We start from the raw sequence: 18,975 nt of genomic DNA on the forward strand, positions 1-18,975 counted from the left end.
GGACAGGTGACGATGGACGCGGAACGGGGCAGCGAGACCGCCCGGCGGCGCAGACGGGCCCGCCGGCGCGACGTCCGTCTGCTCATCGCGCTCGCCGCGGTGTTCACCCTGGGCATCTCCGGCGCCGTGGGCTACGCCATGCAACCCAACGACGACCCGGCCCACGAGGGGCTGCGCCTGGTCACCACCACCAACTTCCTCGACGACACGGTGCGCCAGATCGGCGGCGAGCACGTCGAGACCGAGCGGCTCATGGGCCCTGGCGTCGACCCGCACCTGTACCAGGCGAAGGCGAGCGATCTCACCGAGATGCGCCGCGCCGACGCCGTGATCGCCGTGGGGCTCTACCTCGAGGGCTCGCTGCAACAGACGCTCGACGAGATCGCCAGGACCAAACCAGTGCTCTTCGCGGGCGAGGCCATCCCGGACTCCGAGCTGCTGTCCCCGCCCGCGGGAGCGGCGCCGGAGGAGGAGCACGACCCGCACGTGTGGTTCGACCCGAACCTGTGGGTGCACGTCGTCGACTCCGTCACCGCCGAGCTGGCCAGGCTCGATCCCGAGCACGCCGCGGACTACCGCCGGAACGGCGCCGCCTACCGCGCCGAGGTGCTGGCGATGGCCGACGACGTCCGCGACCTGATCCAGCGGATCCCGCCCGCACACCGGCAGCTCGTCACCTCGCACGACGCGTTCCGCTACTTCGGCAGGGCCTTCGGCATGCAGGTGGTGGCGATCCAGGGCATCTCCACCCAGCAGGAGGCGACCACCGCCGACATCTCGCGCGTGGCCGACGACCTCGCGGCCAGCGGAGTGCGCTCGGTGTTCGTCGAGACCAGCGTGCCGAGGCAGACGCTGAACTCCGTACTCGCCGCTGCGAGCCAGCAGGGCAGCCACATCGGCATCGGTGGCGAGCTCTACTCCGACTCCGCCGGAGACGACGGAACACCGGGCGGCACCTACCTGGGCATGGTGCGCGCCAACGCCGAAACACTCGTGGAGGGCCTGCGATGACCACCTCGACCGACAGTCGTACCGCCGCCCAGCCGCCCTCGGCGCTGAGCCTGCGCGAGGTGAGCGCGTCCTACGGCGGCCGCACCGTGCTCGACGGCGTGAGCGTGGAGATCCCCGCCGCGACGCTGTGCGCCGTCGTCGGCCCCAACGGCGCGGGCAAGTCCACGATGGTCAAGGCCGCGCTGGGACTCGTCCCGTCGGTGCGCGGGCACGTCGAACTGCTCGGCGAGCCACTGCGGCGCGTGCGCAGGCGGGTCGCCTACGTCCCGCAGCAGGACAGCGTCGCGCAGGACTTCCCCATCACGGCGATCCAGGTCGTGGAGATGGGCCGCTACCCGCACCGCGGCTGGCTGCGCAGGCTCACCCGGCACGACGACGAGCTGGTGGCCGCCGCGATGGACCAGGTCGGTGTCGCCGATCTCGCCGAGCACCCCATCGACGAGCTCTCCGGCGGGCAGCGGCAACGCGTGTTCCTCGCCAGGGCACTCGCCCAGGGCGCCGACCTGGTGATCCTCGACGAACCGTTCACGGCGGTCGACGCGCGCACCGAGTCGGCGTTGCTCGAGGTGCTCACCACGCTGTGCCAGAACGGCAGGTCCGTGATCGCGGTGCACCACGACCTGCGCGCCGTGCTCGACCGGTTCGACCACGCGGTGCTGCTCGCGGGCACCGTGCTCGCCGAGGGTGCCCCCGGCGACGTGCTCACGCCCGAGCACCTGGAACGCGCGTACGGCATGACCCCGCTGGTGCTGAACCGATGATCGGCTGGCTGCTCGACGCACTGCCACTGTCCTATCCGGACGCGGTCGTGGTGGTGGGCACGGCCGTGGTCGGGTTCGTCGCCGGTGCGCTCGGCCCCCTCGCAGTACTGCGCCAGCGCAGCATGTTCGGCGACGCCATGAGCCACGGCACCCTCGCGGGCGTCGCCGTGGCGTTCCTGGTGACGGGCGCCAAGGTGCCGGAGGTGCTGCTGCTCGGCGCGGCCGTGTCGGCGGCGCTCGCCGCGTTCGCGATGATCGCACTGGAACGCACGGGCAGACTGCGTCCCGACGCCGCGATCGGCGTGGTGTTGTCGGTGTCGCTGACCCTCGGAATCGTGCTGCTGACCCACATCGGCGCCAGCGGCAACAGCCAGCAGGCCGGGCTCAACGGCTACCTGCTCGGCCAGGCCGCCGGGCTCGTCGAACGCGACATCGTGCTCGCGCTGGCGCTCGGCGCGGTGGCGCTCACGGTGGTGCTCGTCGGGTTCCGGCTGCTGCGCTCCGCCACGTTCGACCCCGGGTTCACCTCGGTCGCGGGCGTGCCGTCGTGGGCCGTCGACGCCGTGGCAACGGGCCTGCTCGCGCTCGCGGTCGTGCTCGGCGTGCGCACGGTCGGCGCGATCCTCATGGTGGCGCTGCTCGTGGCCCCCGTGGTGGCGGCGAGGCAGCTGACCAAGCGGCTCTCGACGCTCGTGCCGCTCTCCGGCGCACTCGGCGCGGCGTGCGGAGCGGTCGGCGGCGTGGTCTCCGGCAGGGCCGAACTGCCGGCGGGCCCGGTGATCGTGCTGCTGGCCACCGTCGTGGCGGTGCTGTCGGTGACGTTCGCGCCGCGCAGGGGAATCGTCGCCAAGGCAAGGCGGAGGAGGGCCCGTGTCGCCGGATGACGTGATGATCGTGGTGATCAGTGGGTTGCTCGCCACCTCGTGCGCGCTGCTGGGCAGCTTCCTGGTGCTGCGGCGGCAGGCGCTGCTGCCCGACGCGGTCAGCCACGCCGTACTGCCGGGCATCGTGCTGATCTTCCTGCTCACCGGCGAGCGCGCGTCGCTGGCGACCGTGCTCGGCGCCACCGCGTTCGGCGTGGCGTGCGTGGCCGGGTTCGACTGGCTGCGGCGCACGGGAGTCGTCGCCTCCGACGCCGCGCTCGCGCTCGTGTTCCCCGCCCTGTTCTCGCTGGGAATCCTGCTGATCAGCCGGTTCGCCTCCGGCGCGCACATCGACCTCGACTCGGCGATCTTCGGCGACGTCACCTTCGCGCCCCTGCGCACCATCGAGCTCGCGGGCCTCGACGTGCCGCGCTCGCTGGTGATCACGGGCGCGGCGACGCTCGGCACGGTGCTGCTCGTGGTGCTGCTGTGGCGGCCGCTGAAGGCGAGCACGTTCGACCCGGACTTCGCGGAGCTGGGCGGTCTGCGCGGCAAGCTGGTGAGCCAGGTCCTGCTGGTGGCCGTGGCAGGGCTCGCCGTGGTGGCCTTCGACAGCGTCGGCGCGATCCTGGTGATCACGTTCTTCGTGGTGCCCGCCGCCACCGCGCGGCTACTCGTCCGGCGCGTGGGCACGATGCTCGTGGCCGCGGTGGCCGTGGGCTGGGTGAGCGCGTTCGGCGGTCAGCGGGCGGCGGTCACGTTCGACACGTCCATCCCCGGCACCATCGGCCTCACCGCGGGAGCCCTGTTCCTACTGGCCCTTCTCTTCGCCCCCCGCAAAGGCCTACTCACCAAACGCCTCGCGGCCCGACCCCAACCCCGACCGCGGTGAAGGGCACCTTTACTGCATCCAACGCAGTAAAGGTGCCCTTCACCGCAGCCCGCCACCCCCTACTTGCGGATCTCCAGAGTGCAGCACTTCGGGCCGCCACCGGCCTTGCGCAGCTCGGAGATGTCGGTGAACACCGGCTCGTACCCGAGGGCGGCCAGCCGCTCGCCGAGCGCGGTCGCCTCCACGGGCAGCACCACGTTGCGGCCGTCGGAGACCGCGTTGAGCCCGAAGCACTCCGCGTCCTGCGCGGTGGCCAGTACGGCGTCCGGGAACAGCCGCTCCAGCACCCGCCGGGAACCGCGCGAGAACGCCTCCGGGTAGTAGGCGATGCGCGCGGGTGCGGCCTCGGTCGCCTCGCTCAGCACGAACAACGCGGTGTCGAGGTGGTAGTAGCGCGGGTCCGTGAGCCGCAGCGAGACCACCGGCACCCCCAGCGACTCCTGCGCCTCCCCGTGCGCGGCCGGGTCGGTGCGGAACCCGGTTCCGGCCAGCAGGAGCCTGCCCGTCCACGCGAAGTCGCCCTCGGCCTCGTTGATCTGGCGGGGCATCGTCACGTCGCGGTAGCCGTGCTCGACGAACCAGCGGCGGAAGTGCTCGGCCTCCGCGCAGCGCTGCGGCGCCCGGAACCGCGCGCCCAGCACACGACCGTCGATGACCGTGCCGGAGTTGGCGGCGAAGACCATGTCGGGCAGTCCCGGCACCGGGCTCACCTCGTCCACCGTGTGCCCGAACTTGCGGTAGAGGTCTCGTAGACCGGTCCACTGCTCCAGCGCCCGCTGGACGTCGACGGGCTGGTCGGGGTCCATCCACGGGTTGATCGCGTACTCCACGGCGAAGTGGCGCGGAGGGCACATGAGGTAGTGGCGGGGAGTGGGGACGCGCACGGGCAGCGCGGAAGCCTCCGTCATGATTCGAATGTATGTGGGCGCTGTGCTGCAATCAATCAAAGTTGATTGCGGACATACGTGCAGAATATTGCGCATGAACACCCTGGATCAGCGAATCGTTTCATGCCTGGTGTCCAACGCGCGCTCCAGCTACGCGGAGATCGGCAAGGTCGTCGGACTGTCGGCCCCCGCGGTGAAGCGCAGGGTCGACCGGCTGCTCGACATCGGCGTGCTCCGCGGCTTCACGGCGGTGGTCGATCCGGAGGCATTGGGCTGGGGCACGGAGGCCTTCGTGGAGGTCCACTGCCAGGGCAACGTCTCACCAGGCAGGATCCGCTCCCACCTCGAACCGCTGCCGGAAGTCGTCGCCGCCTACACCGTCTCCGGTGCCGCCGACGCGATCGTTCACCTGCGCGCAGCCGACATCCACCACCTGGAATCCGCCCTGGAACGGCTGCGCGGACTCGAGATCATCGACCGCACGGTGTCCACCGTGGTGCTGTCGACCCTGCTCGAACGGCCGCCGAATCCCGAGACCTGATCCCACTGAATGGAACCAATACCGGGTGTTACCTCGAGTAACAGGTAACCCGGATCACACCCCTGCGGGGCGGGCCCAAACACCAAGTAATCTCGAAGTATTAGCGCAGCGCGCGCCCAGTCGTCTGAGAGGGATTTCCTGGCCCATGAGCACGAGTGCGAACGGCAGTGGCACCGGCGCGCTGTCGGCGACGCGACCCACCGAGGTCAGCAGGCTCGACCGAGTCGTGATCCGCTTCGCCGGCGACTCCGGTGACGGCATGCAGCTGACGGGCGACCGGTTCACCTCGGAGGCGGCCGCCTTCGGCAACGACCTGGCGACGCTGCCCAACTTCCCGGCCGAGATCCGGGCCCCTCAGGGCACGATCCCCGGCGTCTCGAGCTTCCAGGTGCACTTCGCCGACTACGACATCCTCACCCCCGGCGACCGTCCCGACGTGCTCGTCGCGATGAACCCCGCCGCCCTCAAGGCGAACCTCGCCGACGTCCCGCGCGGCGGCACGGTCATCCTCAACACCGACGAGTTCTCGAAGCGCAACCTCACCAAGGTCGGCTACGCCGAAGACCCGCTGTCCGACGACACCCTCGCGCCGTTCGAGGTGCACCGGGTCGCGATGTCCACACTGACCCAGGGCGCGCTCGCCGACACCGGCCTCGGCAAGAAGGACGCCGAGCGCTGCAAGAACATGTTCGCGCTGGGCCTGCTGTCGTGGATGTACCACCGGCCGACCGAGGGCACCGAACGGTTCCTGCGCGAGAAGTTCGCCAAGAAGCCCGAGATCGCCGAGGCCAACATCCTGGCCTTCCGCGCGGGCTGGAACTACGGCGAGACCACCGAGTCCTTCGCCACCACCTTCGAGGTGGCCCCCGCGAAGCTGGAGCAGGGCACCTACCGCCAGATCACCGGCAACACCGCGCTCGCCTACGGCGTCATCGCGGCGGGGCAGCAGTCGCGGCTACCGATCTTGCTCGGCACCTACCCGATCACCCCGGCGTCGGACGTCCTGCACGAGCTGTCCAAGCACAAGAACTTCGGCGTCACCACGTTCCAGGCCGAGGACGAGATCGCGGGCATCGGCGCCGCGCTCGGTGCCGCCTACGGTGGCGCGCTGGGCGTCACGTCCACCTCCGGCCCCGGCATCGCGCTCAAGTCGGAGACCATCGGACTCGGCGTGATGATGGAGCTGCCACTGCTCGTCATCGACGTGCAGCGCGGCGGCCCCTCGACCGGCCTGCCCACCAAGACCGAGCAGGCCGACCTGCTGCAGGCGATGTTCGGCCGCAACAGCGAGTCCCCCGTGCCGATCATCGCGCCGTGCTCGCCCGCGGACTGCTTCGACGCGGCGATCGAGGCCACGCGCATCGCGCTGACCTACCGCACGCCCGTGCTGCTGCTCTCCGACGGCGCCATCGCCAACGGCTCCGAGCCGTGGCTGATCCCCGACGTGCGCACGCTGCCCGACCTGACGGTGGAGTTCGCCACCGAGCCCAACGCCCCCGACGGCTCCGGCGAGCACTGGCCCTACGTGCGCGACCCGGAGACGCTGGCCCGCGAGTGGGCTGTGCCCGGAACCCCTGGTCTGCAACACCGCATCGGTGGTCTGGAGAAGGCCGAGGGCAAGGGCAACATCTCCTACGACCCCGACAACCACGACAAGATGGTGCGGTTGCGCCAGGCCAAGATCGACGGCGTCGACGTGCCCGATCTGACGGTCGACGACCCCTCCGGCGAGGCCCGCGTGCTGGCGCTCGGCTGGGGCTCGTCCTACGGCCCGATCGGCGCCGCGGCTCGTCGGGTCCGCAAGAAGGGACTGCCGGTGGCGCAGGCACACCTGCGGCACCTCAACCCGTTGCCCGCCAACCTCGGCGAGGTCCTCGCCCGCTACGACACCGTGGTGGTGCCCGAGATGAACCTGGGCCAGCTCGCGATGCTGCTGCGCGCCAAGTACCTCGTCGACATCCACTCCCACACCAAGATCGCCGGGCTGCCGTTCAAGGCCGAGGAGCTCGAGGGCGTCTTCACCGACATCATCACCAGCACCAAGGAGGTCGCGCGCTGATGACCGCCACCGATCTGGGTCTGCCCGCGCTCGGTGGGCTGGACCTGGTTCCCACGACGGACGAGCCGCAGAAGGCCAAGGACTACAAGTCCGACCAGGAAGTGCGCTGGTGCCCCGGCTGCGGCGACTACATCGTGCTCAACACCATCCAGTCGTTCCTGCCCACCCTCGGCCTCAAGCGCGAGAACATCGTGTTCGTGTCCGGGATCGGCTGTTCCAGCCGCTTCCCCTACTACATGAACACCTACGGCATGCACTCCATCCACGGCCGTGCACCCGCCATCGCCACCGGTCTGGCCACCACCCGGCCCGACCTCTCCGTCTGGGTCGTCACCGGCGACGGCGACGCGCTCTCCATCGGCGGCAACCACCTCATCCACACCCTGCGCCGCAACGTCAACCTCAAGATCCTGCTGTTCAACAACCGCATCTACGGGCTGACCAAGGGCCAGTACTCCCCCACCAGCGGCCAGGGCATGGTCACCAAGTCCACGCCAGCCGGCTCGCTGGACACCCCCTTCAACCCGATCTCCCTGGCACTCGGCGCCGAAGCCTCCTTCGTCGGCCGCGCGCTCGACAGCGACAAGAAGGGCCTCACGGAGGTCCTCACCGCCGCCGCTGAGCACCGCGGCTCCGCCTTCGTCGAGATCTACCAGAACTGCCCGATCTTCAACGACGGCGCGTTCGACGTCCTCAAGGACAAGGACGAAGCGGCCCAGCGCATCATCCCGCTCACCCCGGGCGAGCCGATTCGCTTCGGCCCCGAAGGCGAGTTCGGCGTCACCCGCAACGGCTGGGGCGGCTTCGAGGTCGGCAAGGTGGCCGACATCGGTGAGCACGAGCTCGTGGTGCACGATCCGACGATCGCCGACACCTCCTACGCCTTCGCGCTCTCCCGCATCGGCGACCAGAACCTCAACCACACCCCCACCGGCATCTTCCGCCAGGTCACCCGCCCCACCTACGACGACCAGGCCCGCACCCAGCTGGAGCAGGCCGCCCAGGCCAAGACCCCCAACCTGCAGTCCCTGCTGACCGGCAAGGACACCTGGACGGTCGCCTGAGCAGACAACGACAAAAGCCCCCGGAGAGCCTGGTGCTCCCGGGGGCTTCGTCGTTGCTGCTGGGGTCAGCTCAGGGGGCGGAACCCGACCCGTTCGGCGTCGGCCGGGGTGCGGAACCACACCTCGGCCACCATGCGCGGGAACTGCGGGGAGTCCTCCGTGCAGTAGCGCAGGGCGGTGACGCTGGCCTTCACGCCGAAGTCGTCCGAGGGCTTGCCGCCGCCGGGGCGCGGCATCGCCGACCCCGGACCGAACGGGCCAGGGGGAAGCTCGTCCGCAGCGGACTCTCGCGCGGGCGGCGGCCCGCCGGGGGCGACAGAGGGCTCGAAGAGCGAGCCACTGTGCGCTCCGCCGTCGGACTCGGGCTCGCGCCTGGTGACCGAACGCATCGACGGCTGGATCGGCTTCGGAGCGTCGAATCCGCCCAGGGGCGAGCTCCTCGGCTGCCGCTTCGGCAGGATCTGGGTCTGCTCCACCGCGTCCTCCTGGTCGGGCGCGGCGTCGGCGCCACCGAACGCGTAGGCGGGCGGCGCGTGGTCCTCGGGCTCGTCACTCTGCGGCTCGTCGTCCAGCTCGTCGAACGGCACCGGCTCGAACAGGCTCGGCGCGCGCCGCGGCCGCTCCGGTTCCGGCTCGGGATCGGGATCGGGTGCGCGGTGTGACGCGGGCTCGCTGTAGGGCTGCGGCTCGGGCTCCGGTGCACGGTGCCGCTCGGACTCGGTGAAGGCCTGCGGCTCGGGCTCGTCGACGGGCTCCGGCTCGCGGAACGACTCGACCCCCTGGAGCGACTCGGCGCCCCGGAAGGACGCGGCGCTCTGGAACGACTCCGGTTCCTGGAAGGACCCGACCTCCCGGAACGACTCGGACTCCTGGAACGACTCGGGCTCGTAGAACGACGTGGTCTCCGAGGCCGACTCCGGCTCCCGGTACGAGTCCCGCTCCTGGAGCGACTGCTGCTCCCGGAACGACTCCGACCGAGGGAAGTCGTCGGGCTCGGCGTCGCGGTGCAGACCACCGGCCTGCTCGGGCTCGTCCCGCTCGTCCGACGACGGATCCAGCACCGAGGCCATCTCGGAGCGCTCCGGCTCGAGGTCCCACGGCTGGTCGGCCAGGTGGAAGTCGTCCTCGACGGGCTCCTCGTCCTGCCGCTGCGCGCGGTGGCCCTGGAGGCTGTCGCGCTCGGGCCAGCTCGTCACCGGGCTGAGGTGCTGGGTGAGCTCGGCCTGTCCCTGCTCGGGAGCGGTGTTGGCCGGCTCGAAGCCGCGCGTCGACGGCATCGGAGCCACCGGCTCCTCGCGATCGCCCTCACCGGCGGGCTGGAACGTCCGGGTCAGCGGACCCGGCTCCGGCGCGGCGGGCATGGCGGGCGGCGGTGCGGGCGCGCTCTCGCTGGCGACGAGTCTGCGCTCCAGCTCCCGGATGCGCTTCTGAGCGGGCCGGACCAGGAAAAGCCAGGCCAACAGTGCGCCGAGCACGAATGCGATGGCGCTGAAGACCCAGACCTGCCCGAAAATGGACACTCGCGCTGTCCTCCCTCAGTGGGTGCGTGCGACGAGGTAGTCGGCCACCGACTCGCAGGCGTCCCGCGCCGGAGACGACGGCAGCGCCGTGAGTTCCGTCCTCGCGCGCTGAGCGTAGTCGGAAAGAGTGACCCTCGCCCGTTCGAGACCGCGCGACGAGCGCAGCAACACCAGAGCCTCGTCGACCAGGGCGTCGTCGGTGAGCGGGCCCCCGAGCAGCTCGGCCAGCCTCGGGTCGGGCCGGTCCTCGGCGAGCTCGTACAGCATCGGCAGGGTGCGCACGCCCTCGCGGAGGTCGGTGCCCTGCGACTTGCCGAGCTCGTGCGACGGCGAGTCGATGTCGATGATGTCGTCGGAGATCTGGAACGCGGTGCCGATGATCTCGCCGAACCGGCAGAGCGCCTCGATGTGCTCGTCGGAAGCGTCGGAGAGCATCCCGCCGAACCGGCCCGCGGTCGCGATCAGCGAGCCGGTCTTCTGCGCGATCACCGAGAGATAGTGGGCGACGGGGTCCTCACCCTCGCCGGGGCCGACGGTCTCGCGCATCTGGCCGGTCACCAGCTCGCCGAAGGTCTCGGCGATGATCCGGGCCGCGTCGGTGCCGAGGTCGGCGACGAGTCGCGACGCGTGCGCGAAGAGGAAGTCGCCGGTGAGGATGGCGATGGTGTTGTCCCAGCGGGCGTTCACGCTCGGCGCACCGCGGCGCATCGTGGCCTCGTCCATCACGTCGTCGTGGTAGAGCGTGGCGAGGTGCACCAGCTCAACCGCGGCGGCCGCGGTGACGACGGCGTCGCGGCCGTCCTTGCCGAACTGGGAGGCCAGCAGCGTGAACATCGGACGGAAGCGTTTGCCACCCGCCTCGACCAGGTGACTTGCGGCCTCGTTCACCGCCTGCACGTCACTGCGGACCACCTGGCGCAGCACGTCCTCGACGTCGTGCAGGCCGCCGGCGAGCTCGCGGAGCAGCCCCTCGTCGGCGATCTGCAGCCCGACCGCGGCGCGCAACTCCTCGATGGCGCCATCACGCACTGACACGTCGATTCCGCCCTCTCGGCACTGGGTAACGATCGCCACCAGCCTAATGGCAACGGTTCAACGGTCGATGACCCTCCGTACCAGCGGAATCGTGATGCTGACGACATATCGGTGCAAACGCTTGCGCACCGATCTGCCCGAAGCGCCGAAACGGCCGGTTCGCGAACGCGGCGTGCTCCACGGGCCAGGCTCACCACACAGCTCGGCGAGCCGGGCCTGTTGGCAACCGGCTCGCCGAGGTACGAGCAGAACTCAGCTGATCGCGAAGCCGCCCGCGCCCGCCCAGTCGAGCGCGAACGCGGGGAGCACACCGAGCAGCAGCGTCACCGCGACGCCGAGCGTGATCGCCGCTGTGGTGAACGCGCCGGGCACGCTCACCGTCGGGCCGTCCGCCGCGGGCTCGGAGAAGTACATCAGCACCACGACACGCAGGTAGAAGAACGCGGCCACGGCACTGAACACGAGCGCGATCACCACGAGCGGCGCCATGCCGTCGGACAGTGCCGCCGAGAACACCACGAACTTGCCCACGAAGCCGCTCGTCAGCGGGATTCCCGCGAGCGCGAGCAGCAGGAACGTGAACACGGCCGCCAGCAACGGCGAGCGTTTCGCGAGTCCCGCCCATGCCGACAGGTGCGTCGCCTCGCCCGTCGAGTCGCGCACCAGCGAGATCACGCCGAACGCGGCGAGCGTGGTGAAGCCGTAGGCGAGCAGGTAGAACAGCGTGCCCGACAGACCGTCCTCTGTGAGCGCCATCGTGCCGATGAGCAGGAAGCCCGCGTGCGCGATCGACGAGTACGCGATCATGCGCTTGACGTCGGTCTGCGTGAGGCCGAGCACCGCGCCGATCAGCATCGACACGATCGCGACGCCCCACAGCACGCCCCGCCACTCCCAGCTGGTCGACTCGAACGCCACCGTCAGCACGCGGAGCATGCCGCCGAACGCGGCGACCTTGGTGCACGCGGCCATGAACGCGGTGACCGGTGTCGGCGCGCCCTGGTAGACGTCGGGCGTCCAGGTGTGGAACGGGCCGACGGATCCCTTGAACAGCAGACCCACCATCAGCAGGCCGAGTCCCGCGAAGAGCAGGGTGTCGGAGCGGTCGGTGCCCGCGGTGGCGTTGGCGATGTCGGCCAGCTTCACCGAACCTGCGTAGCCGTAGAGCAGCGCGAGACCGTAGAGGAAGAACGCGCTGGCGAACGCGCCGAGCAGGAAGTACTTGACCGCGGCCTCCTGCGAGAGCAGCCGCCGCCTGCGCGCGAGCCCGCACATCAGGTACAGCGGCAGGCTCAGCACCTCGAGCGCGATGAACATCGTCAGCAGGTCGTTGGCCGAGCAGAACGCCATCATGCCGCCGAGCGCGAACAGCGCCAGCGGGAACACCTCGGTCTGCATGCCGGTGGAGCCGACCTGCGCCCGGTCCTGCACGGTGCCCGGCGCGATGCCCGCCTGGGCGACGAACGCGCCGCCCGGTTCGATCGACCGGTCGGCGATCAGCAGCACCGCACCCAGCGCGAGTGCGAGCAGCGTGCCCCAGAGGAACAGTGCGGGCCGGTCGATCGACAGCGTGCCGCTGAGCGTGGTGGTGCCCTCCGCGGGCGAACCACCGACGTAGGCGCCGAGCGCGACTCCCGCTGCGGCGATGGCGAGCAGGGTCAGCACGACCTGCCCCGGCCACCGCTGGTGCTTGGGCAGGAACGCCTCGAACAGCACGCCGATGCACGCGGCGCCGAGGATGATCAGCATCGGCAGGATGGCCGCGTAGTCGATGGCGGGCAGCTCGATCCGGTCCGCCTGCTGGGCGAGAAAAACGTTCACGGCTGGGATTACCTTTCCTGCACCGCTGTGAGGGTCGCTTCCACCGACGGCGTGACCTTGTCGAGCACCGGCTTCGGGTAGAAGCCGAGTCCGACGATCAGCACCACCAGTGGCGCGAGGACCGCGATCTCCTTCACCGACAGATCACGGATGGCCTTCTTCGCTCCCACCTCGGGCTCCACCGCCGTGGCCGTCGCTCCGCCGCCTCCGGAGGGCACCGGCGCGCCGGCCGTGGTGTCCCCGGTGACGCCGACGAGCGCGTCGCCGCGCAGCGGTCCGGTCATGATCCGCTGGTACAGCCACAGCACGTAGGCCGCGGCGAGCACCATGCCGACGGTCGCGATGATCGCGTAGACCGGCCTGGTGTCGAACGCGCCCAGCAGCACCAGGAACTCGCTGATGAACGAGTTGGTGCCCGGCAGGGACAGTGTCGAGAGGCCCGCGATCAGCAGCATGCCGCCGAGGATCGGGGTGAGCTTGAACATCCCGCCGTAGTCGGAGATCCGCGTGGAACCTCCTCGGGCGGCGATGATGCCCACCACGATGATCAGCATGCCCGTGGCGAGGCTGTGGTTGAGCATGTACGTCGCCGAGCCCACCATCGCCTGCGGCTGGAACGCGAAGATGCCGAGCGCGATGAATCCGAAGTGGGCGATGGAGACATAGGCGACGAAGCGCTTCATGTCCTGCTGCCCCGCCGCGAGCACCGACCCGTAGATCACACCCGCGACGGCGAGAATCAGCACCAGTGGCGCGAGTTGCTTGCTGGCCTCCGGGAACATCGGCAGGCAGTAGCGGAGGAAGCCGAACGTGCCGACCTTGTCGAGCACGCCGACGAGCAGCACCGTGACGCCGATCGGCGCCTGGCCCGCCGCGTCGGGCAGCCACGTGTGGAACGGGATCAGCGGCGCCTTGATCGCGAACGCGAGGAAGAAGCCGAGGAACAGCCAGATCTGTGTGCTCGCCGGTGCGTCGCGCACCACCTCGACGAGCGTGGCCCAGTCGAACGTGCCCTGACCGAGCTCGTCGGAGGCCAGCGAGTACGCCCCGATCGCCGAGGCCAGCATGATCAGGCCGCCGAGGAACGAGTAGAGGAAGAACTTCACCGCCGCGTACTGGCGGTTCGGGCCGCCGTAGCCACCGATGAGGAAGTACATCGGGATCAGCATGATCTCGAACAGCACGTAGAACAGGAACACGTCGGTCGCGGCGAACACACCGATCGTCAGTGCTTCCTGCACCAGCACCAGTGAGAGGAACCCGCCCGCGGTGCGGCCTTCCGGCAGCTTCCCCGTGGTGCCGAGCGTGCCGATGATGATCGGCACCAGCACCGCGATCACGGCGATCATCAGCAGCGAGATGCCGTCGGTGCCGAACGAGATGTGGATGCCGAAGTTCGGGATCCAGTCCATCGAGGACGCCTGCTGGATGCGCTCGCCCGCCGGGTCGTAGGCCAGCCAGAACGGCACCACCAGCGCAAGCTCCACAAGGGACACCGCGAGTGCCGTGATCGTGGCCAGCCGGTCGTTGGACCGCAGCCCGGCGACGACGAGTGCGCCGACCAGCGGCAGCAGGATCAGGGCCAGGAGCCAGGTCATGAGAACCTCACCATCAGCAGAGCGGCGACGATCAGAACCGTGCCGCCGAGCATCGACAGCGCATAGGAGCGGACGAAGCCGGTCTGGAGTCTGCGCATTCGGCCGGACCCGCCGCCCAGTGCGGCGGCGAGGCCGTTAACCGCGCCGTCGACGCCGCGGTTGTCGAGGAACACCGCGAAGCGCGTCGCCCACAGGCTCGGCGTGGCCACCAGCGTCTCGTTGAGCGCGTTGCCGTACAGGTCCTTACGCGCGGCCCGGACCGGCCAGGCCACGTTCTGTGGCCGCTCGACCGCGGTTTCCTTGCGGCCGAACAGCATCCACGCGAGTCCGACACCGAGCGCCGAGATCAGCACGGTCAGCCAGGGGACGATGGCGTGCGGCAGGACGCCGTGCTCGCTCTCGGCGAGCGGGCCCACCGCCGGGGCGAGGAAGTCGGCCAGCCGGTCGCCGAGGATCAGCCACGCACCGGCGCCGACCGAGCCCACCGCGAGCACGATCATCGGCGCGGTCATCACCGTCGGCGACTCGTGCGGGTGGAAGTCCCTGCCGTCGGAGGACTTGATCTCGCGCCAGCGCTGCTTGCCGAAGAACGTGAGCAGCACCAGGCGCGTCATGTAGAAGCCCGTGATGCCCGCGGCCAGCAGGGCCGCGCCACCGAACACCCAGCCGCGCCAGCCTTCCTGGCCGAACGCCGCCTCGATGATGGCGTCCTTGGTGAAGAAGCCGGACAGGAACGGGAAACCGATGATCGCCAGGTAGCCGAGGCCGAACGTCGCGAACGTGATCGGCATCTTCGAGCGGAGGCCACCGAACTTGCGCATGTCGACCTCGTCGTTCATGGCGTGCATGACCGACCCGGCCCCGAGGAACAGCCCCGCCTTGAAGAAGCCGTGCGTGAGCAGGTGCGCGATACCGAGTGCGTAGCCGAACGGGCCGAGCCCGACGGCCAGCATCATGTACCCGATCTGACTCACCGTGGAGTAGGCGAGCACCTTCTTGATGTCGTCGTAGGCACAGCCGATGATCGACCCGAGCAGTAGCGTGAACGCACCGACGATCGTGACGACCAGCCTGCCGTCCTCGGTGAGGTTGTAGATCGGCGCCGCGCGGGCGATCAGGTAGACGCCCGCCGTCACCATCGTCGCGGCGTGGATCAGGGCCGACACCGGGGTCGGGCCCTCCATCGCGTCGGGCAACCAGGCCTGCAGCGGGAACTGGCCGGACTTACCGCAGGCGCCGAGCAGGAGCAGCAGCGCGATCGCCGTGATGGCGGCCGGGGGGATGTCGCCGATGCCGGCGAACACCTCGGCGTAGCCGGTGCTGCCGATGTACTTGAACATCAGGAAGATCGCGAGCGCCAGCCCGACGTCACCGACGCGGTTCATCAGGAACGCCTTCTTCGCCGCGGTGGCCGCGGTCGGGCGGTCCTGGTACCAGCCGATGAGCAGGTACGACGCGAGGCCGACACCCTCCCAGCCGAGGTACAGCGTCACGAAGCTGTTGCCGAGAACCAGGATCAGCATCGACGCGACGAACAGGTTCAGGTACCCGAAGAACCTGCGCCGGTTCGCGTCGTCGGACATGTAGCCGATCGAGTAGATGTGGATCAGCGCGCCGACACCGGTGATCAGCAGCACGAAGATCACGGACAACGCGTCGATCCGCAGTCCGAAGTCGACCTGGAGTGCCCCGACCGGGATCCACGAGTAGAGCGTGGTGTCGGAGGCCTGGTCGAACGACGTGGAGAAGAACAGCACCAGGCCGTACACGAAGGACGCGATGACCGTCGCGCACCCGAGCAGGTGCCCCCACGCGTCAGTCCGCTTGCCACCGGCCAGCAGGATGAGCGCGCCGAGCGCCGGGAACGCGACCAGCAGCCACGATGATGCGATCAAGGTTGGTCCCCTAGTACTTCAGGAGGTTGGTGTCGTCGACCGAGGCCGACCGGCGGGTGCGGAAGATCGCCATGATGATCGCGAGTCCCACCACGACTTCTGCGGCCGCGACGACCATCACGAAGAACGCCATGACCTGTCCGTTGATGTCGCCGTTGATGCGCGCGAACGTGACCAGCGTGAGGTTCACTGCGTTGAGCATCAGCTCGATGCACATGAACACGACGATCGCGTTGCGCCGCACCAGTACGCCGACGGCGCCGATCGTGAAGAGCAGCGCCGACAGCAGCAGGTAGTACGTCGGGGTCACGAGTTCTCCCTCTCCTCCGACTGCTCCTCGGAGCCCGTGAGCGAGTGCGCGTCCGGCTGCGGCGTGTCGCCTGCCACCTGCTTGCGCTCGCCGCTCAGCTTGGCCGCGGAGGTCGACTCGATCAGCTCGGACAGCGACTCGGGAGCCACGGAGCCGTCGGGCAGCAGCGCGGGCGTCGCCACCGAGTTGGACGTGGCGAACACGCCCGGCCCCGGCTTGGGCGACGGCCGCTCGTACTCACCGCGGAAGCGCGCCTCCACGAGCTCGCGCTGGGAACGCTTGCCCGTCTTGCCGTGCCGGTCGGTGAACGCGAGCACCATGGCGCCCATGGCCGCGGTGATCAGCAGCGCCGACGTCAGCTCGAACGGGAACAGGTAGTCGCTGAAGATGAGCCTGCCGAGCCCGCCGGCGGCACCGCCCTCCGGCGTCCACGGGTCGAGCGGCGGGGCCGGGGTGACGTCTGCCAGCGCCCTGGTCAGTGCGCCCGCCAGGACACCGGCGACGCCGATGCCCAGGATGGCGGCGGCGAGCCGTTGCCCGCGCAGCACTTCCACGACCGAGTCCGACGATTCCCGCCCCACCATCATGAGCACGAACAGGAACAGCATCATGATCGCGCCGGTGTAGACGATGATCTGTGTGAAGCCGAGGAACGGCGCCTGCTGGATCAGGTAGAGCATCCCCAGCGAGAGCATCGTGAGCACGAGCCACAGTGCCGAGTGCACCGCGTTGCGCGCGAAGATCATGCCCAGCGCACCGGCGACCGCGATGGGTGCGAGCACCCAGAACGAGATCGCCTCGCCGGTGGAGACGGTCGCGTCGGCGCCAGCCTGGGCGAGGAACAGCGCGGTCGGGGTCATTGCACGGCCTTCTCTTCGGACGTCTCCACGGTCTCGCCCGAGGGGACGCCGCGGCCGCGGGCCAGCTCGGGGCCGTTCACGTAGTAGTCCTGCTCGTCGTCGCCGAGCCGCATCGGGTGCGGCGGCTGCTCCATGCCGGGCAGCAGCGGCGCGAGCAGGTCCTCCTTGGTGTAGATCAGCTTCTGCCGGTCGTCGTCGGCGAGCTCGTAGAAGTTGATCATCGTGAGGGACCGGGTCGGGCACGCCTCCACGCACAGGCCGCAGCCGATGCAGCGCAGGTAGTTGATCTGGTAGTCCATGCCGTACCGCTCACCCGGCGAGAAGCGCTCGTCCTCGGTGTTGTCGCCACCCTCGACGAAGATCGCGTCGGCGGGGCACGCCCAGGCGCACAGCTCGCAGCCGACGCACTTCTCGAGTCCGTCCGGGTGGCGGTTGAGCTGGTGCCTGCCGTGGTAGCGCGGGGCCGCGGGAGCACCGATCTCCGGGTACTCCTCGGTGATCACCTTCTTGAACATCATTCCGAAGGTGACGCCGAAGCCCTTGACCGGATCAAAGATCCCCATCGGAACCCTCCTTCGTCGAGGCGAGCGCTTCGGTCCGTTTACCGGACTTCGCCTTTGCCTTGAGCGCCTTGCGGCGCGGGGTCGTCTCCGGCACCTTCAGGTCCAGCGGCGGCACCGGGTAGTCGCTGCCCGTGGTCGGCACCGAGTCGTCGTCCTCGATCTTCTTCTCCGGCAGCAGCAACGTCAGCAGCACGATCACGACGATCGCGATACCGCCGATGACGAGGATCTGGCCCGTGGAGACGTTGCCGTCGTTGCGGATGGCCCGCACCAGCGCGATGAGCACCAGCCACACGAGACCGGCCGGGACGAGGACCTTCCAGCCCAGCTTCATGAACTGGTCGTAGCGGAACCGCGGCAGCGTGCCGCGCAGCCAGATGAAGCCGAACAGCAGCACGAACATCTTGCCGAAGAACCACAGGACCGGGAACCAGCCCTGGTTCAGCGGGGAGTCGAGCCCGACGAACGGGAACATCCAGCCGCCGAGGAACAGTGTCGTCGCGAACGCCGAGACGATCACCATGTTCGTGTACTCGGCGAGGAAGAACATCGCGAACTTCATCGAGCTGTACTCGGTGTGGAAACCGCCGACGAGCTCGGACTCGGCCTCGGGCAGGTCGAACGGCGCGCGGTTGGTCTCGCCGACCATCGAGATCAGGTAGATCACGAAGCTCGGCAGCAGCAGGTAGAAGTACCAGCCACTCGCCTGTGCCTCCACGATCTCGCCGGTGGCCATCGACTGCGCGTAGAGCACGACGCCGATGATCGCCAGGCCCATCGCGATCTCGTAGGAGATCACCTGCGCGGCCGAACGCATGCCGCCGAGCAGCGGGTACGGCGAGCCGGACGCCCAGCCGGCGAGCACGATGCCGTAGACGCCGATCGAGGCGCCCGCGAGCACCAGCAGCACTCCGACCGGGAGCTCGACGAGCTGCAGCACGGTGCGCTCGCCGAAGATCGTCACCTCGGGTCCGAACGGGATCGCGGCGAGCCCGATCAGTGCGGGCACCACGGCGATGATCGGCGCGAGGAAGTACACCTTGCGGTCGGCCGTGTCGGGGATGACCTGTTCCTTGAACGGCAGCTTGATCGCGTCCGCGATGGCCTGCAGCGACCCAAACGGGCCCACCCGGTTGGGGCCGGGGCGGTTCTGCATCCGGCCGACGATCTTGCGCTCGCCGACGATCATCACGACGGTCAGGACCGGGCCCACGAGCATGAGCACGACGGCCTTGATCAGGATGAGCCACAGCGGGTCGTCCGCCAGCAGCTCGGCCCTGGTCATGGGCTCCTGC

General features: G+C 69.5%; 17 protein-coding genes. 7 read left to right on the forward strand and 10 right to left on the reverse strand.

Annotation, left to right across the window (positions count from 1 at the left end; genetic code table 11):
• The first annotated feature begins 12 nt into the window (after positions 1 to 12).
• From JHE00_RS07335 to JHE00_RS07350, 4 genes are read left to right on the forward strand one after another with little or no spacing between them, the layout of a single operon-like run.
• Entirely contained in the window at positions 13 to 1,011 is a 999-nt protein-coding gene (locus JHE00_RS07335) for a metal ABC transporter solute-binding protein, Zn/Mn family (protein WP_200316139.1), read from the forward strand.
• Complete coding sequence (locus JHE00_RS07340) at positions 1,008 to 1,772, forward strand: metal ABC transporter ATP-binding protein (protein ID WP_200316141.1); 765 nt, start codon at positions 1,008 to 1,010, stop codon at positions 1,770 to 1,772. The genes JHE00_RS07335 and JHE00_RS07340 overlap by 4 nt, the downstream gene beginning before the upstream one ends.
• Complete coding sequence (locus tag JHE00_RS07345) at positions 1,769 to 2,656, forward strand: metal ABC transporter permease (RefSeq protein WP_200316143.1); 888 nt, start codon at positions 1,769 to 1,771, stop codon at positions 2,654 to 2,656. Before JHE00_RS07340 ends, JHE00_RS07345 begins: the two co-directional genes overlap by 4 nt.
• Positions 2,643 to 3,527 carry a metal ABC transporter permease gene (locus JHE00_RS07350; RefSeq protein WP_200316145.1) on the forward strand — a complete coding sequence of 295 codons (885 nt, stop codon included), beginning with the start codon at positions 2,643 to 2,645 and terminating at the stop codon, positions 3,525 to 3,527. Before JHE00_RS07345 ends, JHE00_RS07350 begins: the two co-directional genes overlap by 14 nt.
• 59 nt (positions 3,528 to 3,586) lie before the next feature.
• On the opposite strand, the gene ddaH is transcribed toward JHE00_RS07350, so the two are convergent.
• On the reverse strand, positions 3,587 to 4,435 hold the full coding sequence (gene ddaH / locus JHE00_RS07355; RefSeq protein WP_200316147.1) for a dimethylargininase: 849 nt from the start codon (positions 4,433 to 4,435) through the stop codon (positions 3,587 to 3,589).
• A 73-nt stretch (positions 4,436 to 4,508) separates the two neighbouring features.
• On the opposite strand from ddaH, the gene JHE00_RS07360 reads away from it, so the two are divergent.
• The 3 genes from JHE00_RS07360 (at position 4,509) to JHE00_RS07370 (ending at position 8,078) form a co-directional block, all read left to right on the forward strand.
• On the forward strand, positions 4,509 to 4,955 hold the full coding sequence (locus JHE00_RS07360; RefSeq protein WP_200316149.1) for an Lrp/AsnC family transcriptional regulator: 447 nt from the start codon (positions 4,509 to 4,511) through the stop codon (positions 4,953 to 4,955).
• 145 nt (positions 4,956 to 5,100) lie between these two features.
• Positions 5,101 to 7,014, forward strand: a complete 1,914-nt coding sequence (locus JHE00_RS07365) for a 2-oxoacid:acceptor oxidoreductase subunit alpha (protein ID WP_200316152.1) — start codon at positions 5,101 to 5,103, stop codon at positions 7,012 to 7,014.
• The gene (locus JHE00_RS07370) at positions 7,014 to 8,078 is read left to right on the forward strand and encodes a 2-oxoacid:ferredoxin oxidoreductase subunit beta (RefSeq protein ID WP_200316154.1); all 1,065 of its coding nucleotides are present in this window, start codon (positions 7,014 to 7,016) and stop codon (positions 8,076 to 8,078) included. Before JHE00_RS07365 ends, JHE00_RS07370 begins: the two co-directional genes overlap by 1 nt.
• Positions 8,079 to 8,143: 65 nt before the next feature.
• Here the strand turns inward: JHE00_RS07370 and JHE00_RS07375 are convergent, their stop codons facing one another.
• The 9 genes from JHE00_RS07375 to nuoH all read right to left on the reverse strand — a co-directional run bounded on the left by JHE00_RS07375 (position 8,144) and on the right by nuoH (position 18,965).
• Entirely contained in the window at positions 8,144 to 9,598 is a 1,455-nt protein-coding gene (locus JHE00_RS07375; protein ID WP_200316155.1) for a LapA family protein, read from the reverse strand.
• A 15-nt stretch (positions 9,599 to 9,613) separates the two neighbouring features.
• Positions 9,614 to 10,633 carry a polyprenyl synthetase family protein gene (locus JHE00_RS07380; protein ID WP_200316157.1) on the reverse strand — a complete coding sequence of 340 codons (1,020 nt, stop codon included), beginning with the start codon at positions 10,631 to 10,633 and terminating at the stop codon, positions 9,614 to 9,616.
• Positions 10,634 to 10,885: 252 nt separating this feature from the next.
• A complete protein-coding gene (gene nuoN, locus JHE00_RS07385; protein WP_200316159.1) occupies positions 10,886 to 12,454 on the reverse strand; it encodes an NADH-quinone oxidoreductase subunit NuoN in 1,569 nt (522 codons plus the stop codon).
• Between the two features lie 8 nt (positions 12,455 to 12,462).
• On the reverse strand, positions 12,463 to 14,052 hold the full coding sequence (locus JHE00_RS07390; protein ID WP_200316161.1) for an NADH-quinone oxidoreductase subunit M: 1,590 nt from the start codon (positions 14,050 to 14,052) through the stop codon (positions 12,463 to 12,465).
• On the reverse strand, positions 14,049 to 15,947 hold the full coding sequence (gene nuoL, locus JHE00_RS07395) for an NADH-quinone oxidoreductase subunit L (protein ID WP_200316163.1): 1,899 nt from the start codon (positions 15,945 to 15,947) through the stop codon (positions 14,049 to 14,051). Before nuoL ends, JHE00_RS07390 begins: the two co-directional genes overlap by 4 nt.
• Positions 15,948 to 15,957: 10 nt before the next feature.
• Complete coding sequence (gene nuoK, locus JHE00_RS07400) at positions 15,958 to 16,257, reverse strand: NADH-quinone oxidoreductase subunit NuoK (protein ID WP_110334689.1); 300 nt, start codon at positions 16,255 to 16,257, stop codon at positions 15,958 to 15,960.
• Positions 16,254 to 17,117 (reverse strand): NADH-quinone oxidoreductase subunit J, encoded by an 864-nt coding sequence (locus JHE00_RS07405; protein ID WP_200316165.1) that lies wholly within the window; start codon positions 17,115 to 17,117, stop codon positions 16,254 to 16,256. The genes nuoK and JHE00_RS07405 overlap by 4 nt, the downstream gene beginning before the upstream one ends.
• Positions 17,114 to 17,680, reverse strand: a complete 567-nt coding sequence (gene nuoI, locus JHE00_RS07410) for an NADH-quinone oxidoreductase subunit NuoI (protein WP_200316166.1) — start codon at positions 17,678 to 17,680, stop codon at positions 17,114 to 17,116. The genes JHE00_RS07405 and nuoI overlap by 4 nt, the downstream gene beginning before the upstream one ends.
• Positions 17,667 to 18,965, reverse strand: a complete 1,299-nt coding sequence (nuoH, locus tag JHE00_RS07415) for an NADH-quinone oxidoreductase subunit NuoH (protein ID WP_200318237.1) — start codon at positions 18,963 to 18,965, stop codon at positions 17,667 to 17,669. The genes nuoI and nuoH overlap by 14 nt, the downstream gene beginning before the upstream one ends.
• Positions 18,966 to 18,975 lie beyond the last annotated feature (10 nt).

Source organism: Prauserella cavernicola (assembly GCF_016595675.1).
GTDB classification, from domain to species: domain Bacteria; phylum Actinomycetota; class Actinomycetes; order Mycobacteriales; family Pseudonocardiaceae; genus Prauserella_A; species Prauserella_A cavernicola.